The sequence below is a fragment of the Pantoea sp. T14 genome, assembly GCF_036663535.1.
Lineage (GTDB): Bacteria > Pseudomonadota > Gammaproteobacteria > Enterobacterales > Enterobacteriaceae > Pantoea > Pantoea phytostimulans.
The window spans coordinates 392758-409123 of record NZ_JAWUEB010000026.1 but is presented as its reverse complement, the minus strand read 5'-3'; the positions used below and the strand labels follow the sequence as shown (position 1 = coordinate 409123).

Annotated in this window: 10 protein-coding genes; 1 reads left to right on the top strand and 9 read right to left on the bottom strand. The window is 53.8% G+C overall.

Annotated elements, in window-relative coordinates; genetic code table 11:
- Position 1: 1 nt before the first annotated feature.
- The 9 genes from manD to SC127_RS16940 all read right to left on the bottom strand — a co-directional run bounded on the left by manD (position 2) and on the right by SC127_RS16940 (position 14954).
- Positions 2–1216: a D-mannonate dehydratase ManD gene (gene manD, locus SC127_RS16980; RefSeq protein ID WP_215846223.1), complete on the bottom strand. Its 1215-nt coding sequence runs from the start codon at positions 1214–1216 to the stop codon at positions 2–4.
- A gap of 161 nt (positions 1217–1377) precedes the next feature.
- The gene (gene yegS, locus SC127_RS16975; protein ID WP_215846225.1) at positions 1378–2277 is read right to left on the bottom strand and encodes a lipid kinase YegS; all 900 of its coding nucleotides are present in this window, start codon (positions 2275–2277) and stop codon (positions 1378–1380) included.
- Between the two features lie 216 nt (positions 2278–2493).
- On the bottom strand, positions 2494–3876 hold the full coding sequence (gene trhP, locus SC127_RS16970) for a prephenate-dependent tRNA uridine(34) hydroxylase TrhP (protein ID WP_332627189.1): 1383 nt from the start codon (positions 3874–3876) through the stop codon (positions 2494–2496).
- Positions 3877–4008: 132 nt separating this feature from the next.
- Positions 4009–4716 carry a two-component system response regulator BaeR gene (baeR, locus tag SC127_RS16965; RefSeq protein WP_243077568.1) on the bottom strand — a complete coding sequence of 236 codons (708 nt, stop codon included), beginning with the start codon at positions 4714–4716 and terminating at the stop codon, positions 4009–4011.
- 6 nt (positions 4717–4722) lie between these two features.
- Positions 4723–6111, bottom strand: coding sequence for a two-component system sensor histidine kinase BaeS (baeS, locus tag SC127_RS16960; RefSeq protein ID WP_332627188.1), 1389 nt, complete (start codon positions 6109–6111; stop codon positions 4723–4725).
- Positions 6108–7514 (bottom strand): MFS transporter, encoded by a 1407-nt coding sequence (locus SC127_RS16955; RefSeq protein WP_215846229.1) that lies wholly within the window; start codon positions 7512–7514, stop codon positions 6108–6110. The genes baeS and SC127_RS16955 overlap by 4 nt, the downstream gene beginning before the upstream one ends.
- Before the next feature lie 11 nt (positions 7515–7525).
- Positions 7526–10603 (bottom strand): multidrug efflux RND transporter permease subunit MdtC, encoded by a 3078-nt coding sequence (gene mdtC, locus SC127_RS16950; RefSeq protein WP_332627187.1) that lies wholly within the window; start codon positions 10601–10603, stop codon positions 7526–7528.
- Positions 10600–13722: an MdtB/MuxB family multidrug efflux RND transporter permease subunit gene (locus SC127_RS16945; protein ID WP_243077570.1), complete on the bottom strand. Its 3123-nt coding sequence runs from the start codon at positions 13720–13722 to the stop codon at positions 10600–10602. The genes mdtC and SC127_RS16945 overlap by 4 nt, the downstream gene beginning before the upstream one ends.
- Entirely contained in the window at positions 13722–14954 is a 1233-nt protein-coding gene (locus SC127_RS16940) for an MdtA/MuxA family multidrug efflux RND transporter periplasmic adaptor subunit (RefSeq protein WP_332627186.1), read from the bottom strand. Before SC127_RS16940 ends, SC127_RS16945 begins: the two co-directional genes overlap by 1 nt.
- A gap of 365 nt (positions 14955–15319) precedes the next feature.
- Here SC127_RS16940 and SC127_RS16935 point away from each other — a divergent pair, with 365 nt between their 5' ends.
- On the top strand, positions 15320–16282 hold the full coding sequence (locus SC127_RS16935; protein ID WP_332627185.1) for an aldo/keto reductase: 963 nt from the start codon (positions 15320–15322) through the stop codon (positions 16280–16282).
- The last annotated feature ends 84 nt before the right edge of the window (positions 16283–16366 follow it).

Below are 16366 nucleotides of genomic sequence, written 5' to 3'. Positions count from 1 at the left end.
CTTACCAGTTCCACAGCGTGCCATCTTCGAGGCGGGCTACGGGTAAATAGGCAGGTTCATAGGGATATTTCGACGCAAGTTTTTCATTGAAGTCGATGCCTAAACCCGGTTTGTTGCCCGGATGCATGTAACCATCTTCGAACGTCCAGTTGGCGTCGAACAGTTCCATCATCTGCTCGGAGAAGCCCATATATTCCTGAACGCCGAAATTGGGTACCCACAGGTCAAAGTGCAGCGCAGCAGCCATGCAAACCGGCGAGAGATCCGAAGGGCCGTGCGAGCCGGTGCGAACCTGATACAGCGAAGCAAAATCGGCAATACGGCGCATACCGGTGATGCCGCCTGCGTGGGTAATGGTGGTGCGGATATAATCAATCAGCTGCTCTTCAATCAGCTGTTTACAATCCCAGATGCTGTTGAACACTTCGCCTACCGCAATTGGCGTGACGGTATGCTGACGGATCAGACGGAAACACGCTTGGTTTTCAGCAGGTGTCGGATCCTCCATCCAGAACAGGCGGTAATCTTCCACGCTTTTTCCGAAGCGCGCGGCTTCAATTGGCGTCAGGCGATGATGCATGTCATGCAGCAGATGCTCGTCAAAGCCAAACTTATCGCGGATCGCTTCAAACAGCTTTGGCGTAAAATCGAGGTATTTTTCGGTTGACCATAATTGCTCTTCTGGCCAGTTACCTTTGGTAGCAGGCTCATAAGCCAGACCTTTGCCTTTTGCCATGCCGTAAGTGGTTTTCATTCCGGGTACGCCGCATTGGGCGCGAATTGCTTTAAAGCCCAGCTCTTTATGTTTGGCGTAATCGTCCATCACTTCATCAATAGAATGCCCGGTGGTGTGGCAATAGACCATCACGCCGGTGCGCGATGCGCCACCAAGCAACTGATAAAGCGGCATGTTGGCGGCTTTGCCTTTGATGTCCCACAGTGCCATATCCACGGCAGAAATCGCAGACATGGTGACAGGGCCACGACGCCAGTACGCGCCTTTGTAAAAGTATTGCCAGATGTCTTCGATTTGATGCGCATCGCGGCCAATCAACTGCGGGCAAACGTGATCTTTTAGATAGGAGGCAACAGGTAATTCACGGCCATTCAGCGTCGCGTCGCCAATGCCAGTTAAGCCTTCATCGGTGGTGATCTTAAGGGTGACAAAGTTTCTGCCTGCGCAGGTTACAAACACTTCCGCGTTAACAATTTTCATCGATGTAAGCCTTTATCCAGCGTTCAATGATGAAAAAATACGCGCATTAATACTACCATACAAGTTGATGTAGCGAAGTTGTGAACAGAATCACACTGTGCTTAACAGGTAAGGGGAAGCTGCAAAGAGAAAAGGGCGGCGCACCGCCCCTTGAGCCAGCATCAGGCTAATAGCGGACACTGCGGTGGTAAGCGACAACTCAGCGCGCCGGGCAGAACATCGATATGAAACTCACGGCCCGACAGCGGCTCGCCATCAAGGTTGAAGGTCATTTCATGCGGCGAAAGGATATGCAGCGATTGCAGCTTCTTTCTGACAATGCCTGGATTGTCATCGTCGCCGGTCAATGAGTGCATCAATGTGGGCAACAGTTCCTGTGCGGTAACAATGCTGATATCGAGTTGCCCATCGTTGATCAACGCCGAAGGACATAAGCGTTGTCCGCCGCCTGCTTGACGCCCATTGCCGATGCCGATCACCAGCGCATCGCCTTGCCAGTGAAAATCTGGCCCGCTGATTTCGCAACTGTCGGCTTTCAGGGTATCCATGCGCATCAGCCCATGAATAAAGTAAGAGACGCCGCCGAGTGCAGACTTTAACTTCTCTGGCGTTTCAGTGGTAATACGCGTACCAAAGCCGCCGGTTGCCATGTTGATAAAATAACGATCCTGATTCACGCGAGCCAAATCGATCATGCTGGCTTTGCCCTGAATCGCCAGGCGCAACGCCGGTTCCATCTCGGCGGGAATGCCGACGCTGGTGGCGAAATCATTGGCGGTGCCCAGCGGCAGGATACCTAAAACAGGGCGTGCTGAAGCCTCGATAGCGGCCAGAGCAGTTGCAATTTCGTTGATGGTGCCATCACCGCCGCCTGCAACTACGGTTTCAGCTTCCAGCGTAATGGCTTCATCTAAATAGCGCTGTCCATCACCTTTCTCCCAGGTGACGCGCACAGCAATATTAAAGCCTTCATCACGCAGTGTATTGATAGCTGCGCGCAGATCTTCGTTACCTGCGCCTTTGCCATTGAGGATCAGTAGCGTTAGCGAATTTTTGTCCATTATTTTTTCCTGGAAGATCAGCTCAGAGCAAAGGTTATAGCACAGCTGAGGCTGTAAAAAGATTGGCGAATGGGAGAAAAAGAAAACCCGCGCGGGGGAGCCGGGCGGGTGAATGAGGTGGTTCCTGGTAATACTTGCTTTATTGTTACTCGTTCGAAGCAGGCGCGACTATAAAACAGGGCGAAGCGGCGGTCTGTGATCCTACTCTAACTTCGTCTAAATGTTTCCAATAGTTAACGTTTTGCCATGGGGATCACGCGTGCTTAGACCTTCGGTGAAATTTCTCAGCAGTAAACTAAATGACAAATCAACCGTTTCTGGCACCTGCATCCAGACGCGATGTCCATCACCGGGCGCAACATCGATCGCTTCGCCGCGCGCATTTTGCAGGGCATCCAGCGTACAGATCAGATTGCCTGAAGGGGTCATAATTTCCAGACTGTCATGCAGCATAAACTTATTTTTCACCGCTACTTCTGCCCAATCGCCACGGCGTTCGCCGGTAAACTCGCCAACAAATTGCTGTCGCTCGGAGATCGAATAACCTTGCTGATAATTTTGATAGCTGTCATGCGTGTGGCGCCGTAAAAAACCTTCGGTATAGCCGCGATGCGCCAGGCCTTCCAGCGTCATCAGCAGTTCAGGATCAAAGGGTTTACCGCTGGCTGCATCGTCAATGGCGCGACGATAAACCTGAGCGGTGCGCGCGCAGTAATAGAATGATTTGGTGCGGCCTTCAATTTTCAACGAATGCACGCCCATTTGACTCAACCGCTCAACGTGCGCCACAGCGCGCAAATCTTTGGAGTTCATAATGTACGTGCCGTGTTCATCTTCAAAGGCACTCATTACTTCGCCCGGCTTCATCTTCTCTTCCAGCAAGAAAACCTTGTCGGTGGGCTGACCTTTACCCAAGGTCGGTGTGATATTTTGCACCTCAACCGGCTGATAAATTTCAACAATATTACCTACCTCATCCTGCTTGCCTTCTTCCACTTTATACTCCCAGCGGCAGGCATTGGTGCAGGTTCCCTGATTGGGGTCGCGTTTATTCATGTAGCCAGAAAGCAGGCAGCGGCCGGAATAGGCCATGCACAGCGCGCCATGCACAAACACTTCCAGCTCCATTTCTGGCACCTGCTGACGGATGTCGGCGATCTCTTCCAGCGACAGCTCACGAGAAAGGATGACGCGCGTTAATCCCATTTGCTGCCAGAATTTCACCGTCGCCCAATTCACGGCGTTAGCCTGCACGGAAAGATGGATTGGCATCTGGGGAAACGCCTCTCTGACCAGCATGATCAAGCCTGGATCGGACATGATCAACGCGTCCGGCTGCATCTCTATCACTGGCGTTAAGTCACGTATAAAGGTTTTAAGCTTGGCGTTATGCGGCGCGATGTTCACCACCACATAGAATTTTTTACCCAGCGCGTGTGCTTCGTTGATACCTTGAGCGAGGATTTCGTGGGTGAATTCATTGTTGCGCACCCGCAGACTGTAGCGTGGCTGGCCAGCGTAAACCGCGTCAGCACCATATGCAAAGGCATAGCGCATGTTCTTCAGCGTTCCCGCTGGAGAAAGAAGTTCTGGTTTCAAAGGTTTTCTCACTGATGTCAGGTCAGCATGCCGCCGACTACGGTGGCACGTATAGGGCCGTGGATAACGGCCCTATAAAAGGTGCGGAATTGTAGGCTGTGAGCAGCCGTAGGTAAATTGATCCAAATCAATCTAGATCAAATGACAGAGATCGGCTTCCCAGCGGTATCCCATGCCATACACCGCACGGATAAAGGGCTGCTCGCTGTCGAGATTCTCCAGCTTGCGACGCAGGTTTTTGATGTGGCTGTCGATGGTACGATCGGTAACGACGCGATAATCGTCATAGAGATGATTTAGCAGTTGTTCGCGTGAAAACACTTTGCCCGGCTCCAGCGCCAGGGTTTTCAACAAGCGAAACTCGGCGGGGGTCAAATCCAGCGGTTGCTCGCGCCAGCTTGCCTGGAAACGGCCTTCATCAACTTTCAGTAGCGACGATTTCTGCACCTCTTCCGGCGAACGTTTTACCCGACGCAGAATAGTTTTAACCCGCGCCACCACTTCACGCGGGCTGAACGGCTTGCACACGTAATCGTCGGCACCGATTTCCAGCCCCAGCAGGCGATCAATCTCTTCGGTTCGCGCTGTCACCATGATGATTGGCAATTCAGAGAAGCGGCGGATTTCCCGACACAACGTTAAGCCATCGGTGCCGGGTAGCATCAAATCCAGCAGCAGTAAATCAGGCGGCGAGTGCTGAACGTAATCCAGCACCTCGTTGCCGTGCGCGATATGGTGCGTGCGGTAATTGGAAGCCTGAAGATAATCAATCATTAACTGGGCCAATTTTGGCTCATCTTCCACGATAAGAATTAGCGGGTCTTGTTTTTCCTGGCTCATAATCTGCTACGCATGAGGAACATAGCGCAATTGTAGCGTGATTTTCAGGCCACCTAAATCAGAGTGCTCTGCAGAAATATTGCCGCCGTGTGCTTCGGCGATATTTTTACAAATCGCCAGTCCCAAACCGGAGCCGCCGCTGGCACGATTACGTGAGCCTTCGGTACGGAAGAAGCGCTCAAAGATTTGCGTCTGATGATCGCCATCAACGCCGGGCGCGCTGTCGTCAAAGGTCAGCGTCCAGTAAGGTGCTTCATAAGCAATGCGTACCTGCACGCTGCCGCCCGAATCGGTATAACGCAGGCTGTTTTCCAGCAAATTGGTAAACAGCTGCATCAGCCGATCGGGATCGCCAAAGAACGGCGCCTGTGCTGGCAAAAACACATTCAATGTTAAGCCATGTGAACGATAGCGTTCGGCGAAGCTGCCCGCCGTGACTTCCAGCAGCTGCACTAAATCGGTGGCCTGTTTACGATAGGCGAGGGCACCTTCATCTGAAAGCGAGAGTTGATGAAGATCGTCCACCAGTTTGGTGAGCACCACCACTTCACTTTGTAGCGAGCCGATCGCTTCGGGCGTCAGCTTACGCACGCCATCCTGCATCGCTTCCAGTTCACCACGCAGAATAGCCAGCGGCGTGCGTAGCTCATGCGAGATGTCGGCCATAAAGGCGCGACGCATGCTTTCGTTCTTCTCCAGAGAGCTGGCGAGACGATTGAAGTCATGCGCCAACTGACCCAACTCGTCATGGCTGCTGACTTCAACCCGGCTGGCAAAATTGCCTGCCGCCAGATGATGAGTACCATCGACAAGGCGTTTCACGGGTGCCAGCAATCCGCGAGCGATGATCCATGTCACCAGCGCGGCCAGCAGCGCTGACAATCCCACGATATACCAGCTGGTTCGCCGCTGTTGCTGATCAAAGTTGATATCGGTACTGCGCGTCAGGCGCTCCGGTGGCGACCCGATCACCCAACCGACAATCTTGCCATTGGTCAGCGTGATATTGCGGCGCGAACCCTCTTGTGGAACCGGCGATCGCGGGCCAACCAGCACTTTATATTGCTGATCGATAACCCAAAACTGCGTGCGCCAGCCGTGTGGCGGCAGCTGGTTGTTGCTGTCGGGATTTTGCTCCAGCGAGCGCAGAATATTAAACACCAGCCGATCGTTATTGCGCACGAAATCCCAGTTACCATGCTGCTCATATTGGTCTGCCAATGCATCACTGAGCATGTTCAAACGTTGCTCATTGCCACGCTTGATGTAATCGACAAAGCCATGTTCAAAACTGAGGCGCACGCCCCAATGCATGGTGATCAAAACCAGCATGCAGGTGGCGAAAATCGCCATAAAAAGTTTGGCGCCAATCCCGAGGCGCAAGGTCGGTTTCATTCACTTCTCCGACGTCGCATATCGACGTTTTTACTGAGATCTTTGGGTACACGCCAGAACACCAGCGCGGGCAGGATAATGATCAGCGCCATACACAAGTAGGCATAGACAAACATCTGGTGGCTGGCTGCGCTGTCGCTCGCCGCATCCTGACCCAATGCGCCCAATAACAAACCGGCGATGGTGACGCCAATACTCATGGAAAGCTGCATGATCATCGACAGCAAGCTGTTGCCGCTGGAGGCGAGCTCATCGGGCAGCTCTTTCAACGTCAGAGTGTTCATGGAGGAGAAGCGAATCGCGTTGACCATGCCTTGCAGGAATAACACCAGCGGCAGTAGCCAAATCCAGCCCATTATTGCCACCAGCGGAAACAGCAACACCACCAGCGCGAGTCCAATGGTGGAGCCGACCAGCACGTTGCGGTAGCCAAACACGTTGACGATGCGCACCACGATGCGTTTCATGCCCATGTTACCAAGCACCATCGGGATCATCATCAATCCCGCATGAAACGGGCTGTAACCCATGCCGATCTGCAAGAAAATGGGTGTCATAAACGGCAACATGCCGCTGCCGATGCGGCCAGTGAAGCTGCCGAGCAAGCCAATGGAATAGACGCGATTGTCGAACAGTTTCAGGCTAAACAAGGCGCGTTCGTTGCCGCGTGCATGCATCAAATAAAAAATCAGCGAGAAGAAGCCAATCAGGATCATTGCGCCGAGCAGCAACGCTGAACCGCCGCTGCTGCGTTGACCATCAAGCGCCAGCGTCAGCGTGGCCATCCCGGCGGCCAGCAGCACAAAGCCGAGGAAATCGAAGCGTCGCGTCGGCATAGAATAGTTCGGCATCAGCATGATAGTTGCAATAGCGCCAATGATGCCGACCGGAATATTGATTAAGAAGATCCAATGCCAGCTGGCGTATTGCACCAGCACGCCGCCCAGCGCCGGGCCAAGTAGCGGGCCGATTTGTCCTGGCAGCGTGACAAACGTCATCGCCGACATATATTGTTCACGCGGGACGATTTTCATCACCGTTAAGCGCCCGACCGGCACCATCATGGCACCGCCAATGCCTTGTACCACCCGCGCCATCACCAGTTGATCGAGCGTGGCAGAAAACGCGCACAGCAGCGATCCGAGGCTGAACAGAACGATGGCGGTAAAAAAGATATTACGGACACCGAAGCGGTCGGCCAGCCAGCCGCTGACGGGCAACATCACCGCCACCGTTAACAGATAAGAGACAATAACCGAGTGCATATGCAGCGGGCTGACGCCAAGATCGTGCGCCATCGACGGAATCGCTGTATTGACGATGGTGGTGTCCAGCGTCTGCATAAAGAATCCGAAAGCGACAATCCACAGCTGCCAGCGAACTGTCGCGTTCTGCGTACTCATCAAGGCGTCTCCTAATTTTGTGTAGCGTTAACGGCGTGATGTCGTTTTTTACGGCGCAACTTATCCATCATTAAATAAACCACCGGCGTGGTGTAAAGCGTTAACAGCTGGCTCATGACCAGGCCGCCCGCAATAGTGATGCCAAGCGGTTGGCGTAGCTCCGCGCCGTCGCCGCTGGTTAACATCAACGGCAGTGCACCAAACAGCGCTGCCAGTGTGGTCATCAGAATCGGGCGAAAACGCAGCAGGCACGCCTGGAAAATCGCGTCACGCGCGCTGAGATTGCCGTTGCGTTCCGCATTCAGGGCAAAGTCCACCATCATGATGGCATTCTTTTTGACGATGCCAATGAGGAGTAAAATTCCGATCAGCGCAATCAAACTGAATGGCGTATCGAACAACTTTAGCGCCAGCAAGGCGCCCACGCCTGCCGAAGGCAAAGTCGATAAGATCGTCAGCGGATGGACATAGCTTTCGTACAGAATGCCCAGCACGATATACACCGCCGCAATCGCCGCCAACATCAACCAAACCTGGCTGCTTTGTGACTGTTGGAAGATTTGCGCGGTGCCGGCAAAACTGCCGCGCACGCTGCTGGGTACGCTGATCGCCGTCATAGTACGATCAATCGCTTCTGACGCCTGCGACAGCGAAATGCCTTCCGGCAGGTTGAATGAAATGGTGGATGCCGCCGATAACCCTTCATGGTTTACCGACAGCGGTGCGTTAGCCGGCTGCCACTTGGCGAACCACGACAGCGGAATCGCTTTGCCTTCGCTGTTAATCACGAACATCTGGTCCAGGGCGCTGATGTCTTGGGTGTAGCGCGGATCCACTTCCATCACCACTTTGTACTGGTTGAGCGGCTGATAAATAGTGGAAATCTGTCGTTGACCAAAGGCGTTATTCAACAAGCTATTGGCATCGGTAACGTTTATTCCCAAACGCGCCATGCTTTCGCGGTCATAAGTCAGCGCCATTTCGCTGCCTTTGTCTTGCTGATCGGAGTTCACGTCAGCTAACTCGGGCAGGGCAGCAAAGGCCTGGCGAATCTTCGGTTCCCAGGTTCGCAGGTCGTTGAGATCGTCTGACAGCAGCGAATATTGATAGCTGGCATTGGATTCACGCCCACCAACCCGAAGATCCTGCACCGCATTGAGATAGAGGTTTGCGCCAGGTTCTTTCGCCAGTTTGATTCTCAGCCGTGCAATTACTTCCTGCGCGCTTTCGCTGCGCTCCGACAGCGGCTTCAACGAAATAAACATTGAGCCGCTGTTGGTACGCATACCGCCAGTAAAACCGACCACGCTTTCCACCGCCGGATCGGCCCCTACGATGGTCATAAAGTCTTGCAGCTTGCTGCGCATCGCCTGAAACGAAATACTCTGGTCGGCAGAGATAAAGCCAGAAAGGCGGCCGGTATCCTGCTCGGGCATAAAGGTTTTGGGAATGCTGATAAACAGCCAAACCGTTAGCGCGATGGTGCCAAAAAAGAGCAGTAGCACCCAACGGGCATGATTGAGCACCAGATTTAGGGAACGCCCATAACCTTGCTGGATCGCCATCAAGATGCGACCAAAACCGCGCTGGCGCGGTTGGCTACGCGGCGCGTGGGGTTTGAGCAAATAGGCGCACATCATTGGCGTTAGGGTGACGGAGATGAATAACGAAATGACAATCGCCACGGAAAGCGTAATCGCGAATTCAGCAAAAAAGCGACCAATCAGGCCACCGATCATCAGCAATGGCAGGAACACGGCAACCAGCGATAAGCTCATCGATAGCACGGTAAATCCCACTTCCCGCACGCCTTTCAGCGCCGCCGCCAGCGGCTTCATGCCAGCTTCAACATGGCGCGAAATGTTTTCCAGCACCACTATCGCGTCATCCACGACAAACCCAGTAGCGATGGTCAGCGCCATCAGCGACAGGTTATTCAGACTGAAGCCGCACAGATACATCGCCGCAAAGGTGCCGATCAGCGAAACCGGCACCGCCGCCGCAGGGATCAGCGTGGCGCGACCTGAGCGCAAGAAAACAAACACCACCAAAATCACCAGCACCACTGCAATCACCAGCGATTGCTCAACTTCATGCAGCGACGCACGAATGGTTGGCGAGCGATCCTGCGCCACCTGCAAATCAATGGCGGCAGGGATCACTTCATGCAGTTCTGGCAGCTCCGCGCGGATGTGATCCACGGTATCAATAACGTTGGCTTCTGGCGTTTTTCGCACCACCAGCAGCACCGCAGGTTTACCGCGCGACATCCCGGCGTTGCGCACGTCCTGCACCGAGTCTTCGACGGTGGCGACATCCGACAATTTTACCGCTGCGCCCTTGTTGTAATGCACCACCAACGGCTGATATTCACTGGCCGTTTGCAGTTTGTCATTAGTGCGCAGCTGCCAACGTTGTTCGCGGTCGTCCAATGCACCTTGCGGGCGGCGCTGGTTGGCATTCGAGATCGCTTCACGTACTGCATCCAGCGAAACGCCCTGATTAAACAGCGCTTGTGGATTCAGCGCCACGCGTACCGCAGGGAGCGAACTGCCGCCGACGGTGACATCGCCGACGCCTTCAATTTGCGCCAGCTTTTGCGCCAGCTGCGTTGAGGCGTAATCATAGAGCTGGCCCGGATTATAGGTATCTGAGGTCAGCGTCAGGATCATGATCGGCGCATCAGAAGGGTTGGCTTTGCGATAAGTTGGACGGCTTGGCATGCCGGTTGGCAACAGGCTTTGCGCAGCATTAATGGCGGCCTGCACATCGCGCGCCGCGCCGTTGATGTCACGATCAAAATCAAACACCAAAATGATGCGCGTGCTGCCCAGTGAACTGGTGGACGTCATTTCGCTGACGCCTGCAATACGCCCCAGTGAACGCTCCAGCGGTGTTGCAACGGATGACGCCATGGTTTCCGGCGCCGCGCCTGGCAGCGAGGCGGAAACGACAATGACCGGAAAATCAACCTGTGGGAGTGAGGCAACCGGCAGTAAGCGAAAGCCGAGGATGCCCGCTAGCGCAATCGCCAGCGTCAATAAAGTGGTGGCGACAGGCCGATGGATAAACAACGCAAAGAATTTCACCCTTGCGCCTCCGAATGATGAAAACGGCGGCGCGTAGCATGAGCCAGACGATCAAACAGCAGATAGATTACCGGCGTGGTAAACAACGTCAGAATCTGGCTGAGGATCAAGCCGCCAACCATCGCAATGCCAAGCGGGTGACGCAATTCAGCACCAACGCCGGTACTGAGCATCAGCGGCAACGCGCCCAACAAGGCCGCCAGCGTGGTCATTAAAATCGGGCGGAAACGCAGTAAACAAGCCTGATATATGGCGTCATAAGGTGCCATGCCTTGTTCTCGTTCAGCGGCCAGCGCAAAGTCGATCATCATGATGGCGTTTTTCTTCACGATCCCGATCAGCAGGATGATGCCGATAATGCCGACAACATCCAGCTCGTTGCCACTCAACATCAGCGCCAGCAACGCGCCAACGCCTGCGGTTGGCAGCGTTGAAAGAATGGTAATCGGATGGATAAAGCTTTCGTACAACACGCCCAGCACGATATACATCGCGACAATAGCGGCGACGATCAGCCAAACAGTGCTGCTCAGCGCTGCTTCAAAGGCCAGCGTGCTGCCCTGAAATTGCGTCATTACGTCTGAAGGCATACCAAGCTGCGCTTCGGCTTGGGTGACGGCGTTGACGGCATCTTCCAGAGAATAACCCTCGCCAATGTTGAACGAGAAGGTGGCTGAGGGAAACTGGTCGAGATGGCTGATGCTAAGCGGCGTATGACGCTGCTCAACCGTGGCAATCGCGCTCAGCGGCACGCTGCCGCCTTCACTGCTGGCCAGACGAATCGCATCCAGACTTTGCAGCCCTGGCGTGGCGTGATTGTCCTGCTCCAGCACCACCCGATACTGATTGGCCTGCGTATAGATGGTTGAAATCAGCCGCTGACCAAAGGCGTTGTACAGCGCGTTATCCACATCGGCCATGCTGATGCCTAACCGGCTGGCGCTGGCACGGTCGACATTGACGTAGGCTTCCAGTCCTTGATCCTGCCAGTTGCTGCTGACATCTCGCAGCTGCGGCAATGTATTCAGTTCAGCTAATAGCGCGGGCACCCAAGTACTTAACGATTCCAGCGATCCCGATTGCAGCGTGAACTGATAAGGCGTGCGGCTGGCCTGTGTTTCAATGGTTAAATCTTGCACCGCTTGCAACCACAGCTGCACGCCAGGAATCTGACTCACCTGCTGCTGCAGGCGCTGCTGTACTTCGGGAATACGATCTTCGCGCTGATTGAGCGGTTTGAGGTTGATCTGCAAACGCGCGCTGTTCAAAGCTGCGTTGGTGCCGTCAACGCCGACAAAGGAGGTCAGGCTCTGCACCGCCGGATCTTTCATAATAACGGACGCCACATCGCGAGTGCGTTCCGCCATATTGGCGTAGGAGACAGATTGTGGCGCCTGCAACGTGCCCTGAATAATGCTGTTGTCCTGCTGTGGGAAGAAGCCTTTTGGAATCGCAATCCACAGCAAAACGGTTAAAGCCAGCGTGCCGAGCGCAACGGATAACGTCAGCCAGGGATGATTTAACACGCGCGTCAGCCCCCGGCCGTAAACGGCAATGATGCGATCAAACATCGCTTCGCTGGCGCGGGAAAAACGGTTCTGCTTACGCAGCGATTCGGCGCTAAGCATGCGTGCGCACATCATCGGCGTGAGCGTCAGTGACACAATCCCTGATATCAAAATCGCTATCGCCAGCGTAACCGCAAACTCCCGAAACAGACGCCCAATCACATCGCCCATAAACAGCAGCGGGATCAGCACTGCAATCAGCGATAAGGTCAGCGAGATAATGGTAAAACCAATTTCCCCCGCGCCTTTAAGCGCGGCGGTTAGCGGTTTCTCCCCTTTTTCGATGTAGCGCGAGATGTTTTCGATCACCACAATCGCATCGTCCACCACAAAACCGGTGGCGATGGTTAGCGCCATCAGCGTCAGGTTGTTGATCGAGAAGTCGAGGAAATACATCGCGGCAAAGGTACCAATCAGCGACAGCGGCACCGCCACCGCAGGAATGATAGTGGCAGGAATGTTGCGCAGAAACAGGTAGATGATCATGACGACCAGCGCCATAGCCAGCATTAACTCATGCTGCGTATCGCTGACCGAGGCGCGAATATTGGTGGTGCGATCGGTCAGTACTTTGACGCTAACCGATTTGGGCAAAGTGGCGGTCAGCGCTGGCAGCATAGCGTTAATGTTGTCGGCGGTGGCGATGATATTCGCGCCCGGCTGACGCTGCACATTCAGCACAATCGCCGGATCGCGATTTGCCCACGCGCCCAGCCAGCTGTTTTCTGCTCCTTGTTCGATGGTCGCGACATCGCCCAATCGAACCGGCGCACCATTGGTATAGCTGATAATCAACTGGCGATAATCTTCTGCTGATTTCATCTGATCGTTAGCAGAAAGCGTGATTGAGCGAGTCGGACCGTCGAGGCTGCCTTTGGCTGAGTTGACGTTGGCGTTGCTGATGGCGCTACGCACCGTTTCGCTGGTTAATCCCAGCGCCGCTAATGCCTGTGCGTTCATTTTTACGCGCACCGCCGGGCGCTGTCCGCCCGAAAGCGTGACCAGGCCAACGCCGGAAACCTGTGAAATTTTCTGCGCGATGCGCGTTTCCACCATGTCCTGAACTTGCGTCAGCGGCATACTGCTGGTGGTGACGGCAAGCGTCATAATCGGCGGATCGGCAGGATTGACCTTGCTGTAAACCGGTGGATTTGGCAGATCATTCGGCAACAGATTGGTCGCCGAGTTAATCGCGGCCTGAACTTCTTGCTCAGCCACATCAAGCGGCAGCGTAAGCTGAAACTGTAGCGTAACCACTGATGCGCCGCCGGAGCTTTGCGAGGCCATCTGCTTCAGACCGGACATCTGACCAAACTGACGTTCGAGCGGAGCGGTGATAGAAGAGGTCACCACATCAGGGCTGGCACCCGGATAAAGCGTGACTACCTGAATTGTCGGGTAATCGACTTCGGGCAGCGCCGACACCGGCAAAAAACGGTAGCCGAGCACGCCCGCCAGTAATAGGGCAATCATCAACAGCGTGGTGGCGACCGGGCGCAGAATAAACTGGCGTGACGGCCCACCGCTGGACTCAGGAGGCTGCACCTGCATTAATCACGCTCTCCTTTTGACGGCAAGGTTGCGCGGCTATTGCGCGCGGCGGTGCTTTGCGGCGCAATGACTTCTACCTTCGCACCTTCAGTCAGGCGATCTAATCCGTCGGTGACGACTTTTTCACCGGCATCTAGCCCAGCGGTGATCACCACTTTCTGGCTGTCCTGTAATCCTGCGGTCACACTTTTTTTGCTGACCTTGTTCTCACTGTTAACTACCCAGACAAAATGACCTTCGTTGCCCATTTGCAGGGCAGCGGTGGGGATCACAATCGCATCTTGTAACGTGTTGACCTTCAAGCGTGCGTTAACGAATTGGTTTGGAAACAGCAGATCGTCTTGGTTATCAAAACGCGCTTTGATTTTTATGGTGCCGGTGGTGACATCGATCTGGTTGTCCAGACTCAACAACGTACCGGTAGTGATCAGGTTTTGATTACTGCGATCCCAGGCTTCAACCAGCAAGGGCTCGCCGCTTTTTTGCGCGTTTACTATTTGGCTAATGTTGTTTTCCGCCACGCTGAAGACCACATCAATCGGATGCGTTTGCGTAATGATGACAATGCCAGTGGTATCACCGCTGGTGATATAGTTGCCGACATCGACCTGTTTCAAGCCAACGCGTCCGTCAATGGGTGAAGTAATGCGGCTGTAAGTGAGGTCAAGTTGAGCACTGGCCACGCTGCCTTCGTCGGCTTTCAGCGTGCCCAACGTTTCATTCACCAGCGAACGCTGTGTATCGAGTTCTTGCTGCGAAACCAACGACGTTTTCGCCAGCTTTTCAAAACGCGCTAAATCGCGACGGGCATTGGCGAGCGTTGCCTGATCTTTCGCCAGCTGGCCTTGCGCCTGCGTTAAGGCGACCTGATAAGGCCGCGGATCAATTTCCGCAAGCAGTTGGCCCGCTTTGATTTGCTCTCCTTCGGTGAAATGAATAGCCACTAAATCGCCATTCACTCGACTGCGTACCGTAACGGTGTTTGCTGCGGTGACTGTCCCTAATCCGCTGATAAATTGCGGCACGCTCTGCGTCGTCGCGCTTGCGGCTTGTACCGGTGCAAGCGGACGGCGAGCGTTGGCTCCGCCTTTACCACGCTGCGGCTGCGCATCAGCCTGGGTGTCGGTATTCGGTTGCGTTGGGTGTTGCCACCAGTAATAAGCGCCTGCTGCTGCGGCAATTACCACCAGCACAATCAGGCTTTTTTTAGTAAAAGGATTTCGGGTGCTCATCGTTTTAATTGCTCTCCAGCGGTGTCGTAGTCCCATCAGGCAGGTGAAAAAAAGGGCAACCTGCAAACGACATCATTGTAATCGCCTCTGCCAGGCAGAAGTTGAAGGAAATAAGGATAACTGTCAGGTCAGGGTAAGTATTCATTTTCTGACACTATTCCATCTGGAATTGGCATTAACGATTCATTTCTCTTTGCGATACCCTTCAGACTTCAAGCTGCATGAACGTTAACGGCACGCGTTGCCCCGGACACTGACTTAAGTCAGTTCGCGAGGATTCACACGTTTGCCGCCTTCCTGCAACTTGAATTAACCAGAGTACAGGCTGATTGCATACCGTCTCGATTCGCTTACAGGAGAAACTCATGAGTCACGTTGAAACCCGGCAGTTAGGTAATAGCGGCATCAATGTTCCGTTATTAACGTTTGGTGGCAATGTCTTTGGCTGGACCGTTGACCAGAACACCTCATTTTCGTTGTTGGATGCGCTGGTGGAGAAAGGATTAGGGTTTATTGATACTGCCGACGTTTATTCACGTTGGGTGCCTGGTAACAAAGGCGGTGAATCGGAAACGATTATTGGCAACTGGCTGAAGAAAAGCGGCAAGCGTGACAGCATTGTGCTGGCGACCAAAGTGGGCATGGAGCTTTCACCTGATAAAAAAGGGCTGAAACCGCAATACATTCGCCAGGCCGTGGAAGAGTCGTTACGTCGCCTGCAAACCGATTACATCGATCTTTACCAGGCGCATCGGGATGATGAAGAGACACCGTTAGCGGAGACGCTGACCGCCTTTGATTCATTGATCAAAGAAGGAAAAGTACGCGCCATTGGCGCTTCAAACTATGGTGCAGCGCGATTGCAGGAAGCATTACAGATCAGTGAACGCGAAGGGTTAGCCCGCTATGAAACGTTGCAACCCGAGTACAACCTTTACGATCGTGCAGGTTATGAAGCAGAGCTGGAAAAAGTAGTGACGGAGCACGGTTTAGGCGTCATCAACTATTACTCACTCGCCAGCGGCTTTCTGAGCGGTAAATATCGTATTGCCGCAGATGCCTCTAAAAGCGCGCGCGGACAAAGCGTGATAGAAAAATACCTTAATCCTCGTGGATTAAAAATTCTTGCGGCGCTGGATGAGATCAGCAGCGCGCATCACGTTTCGCCCACTCAGGTTGCGCTTGCCTGGCAAATTGCCCGTCCGAGCATAACAGCACCGATTGTGAGTGCAACATCGCTTAAGCAACTGGATGACTTGGTGGGTGCCACGCAACTGAAGTTAACGCAGTCAGAAATTGAACAACTGGCAGCAGCCAGCCAAAAATGAGCAACAGGGGCGGATGCGCCCCTTTTTATTCATCATCATCCCGATTCTTTTTATCAACATCGCGTGTGATAAAAAATGCGAAAT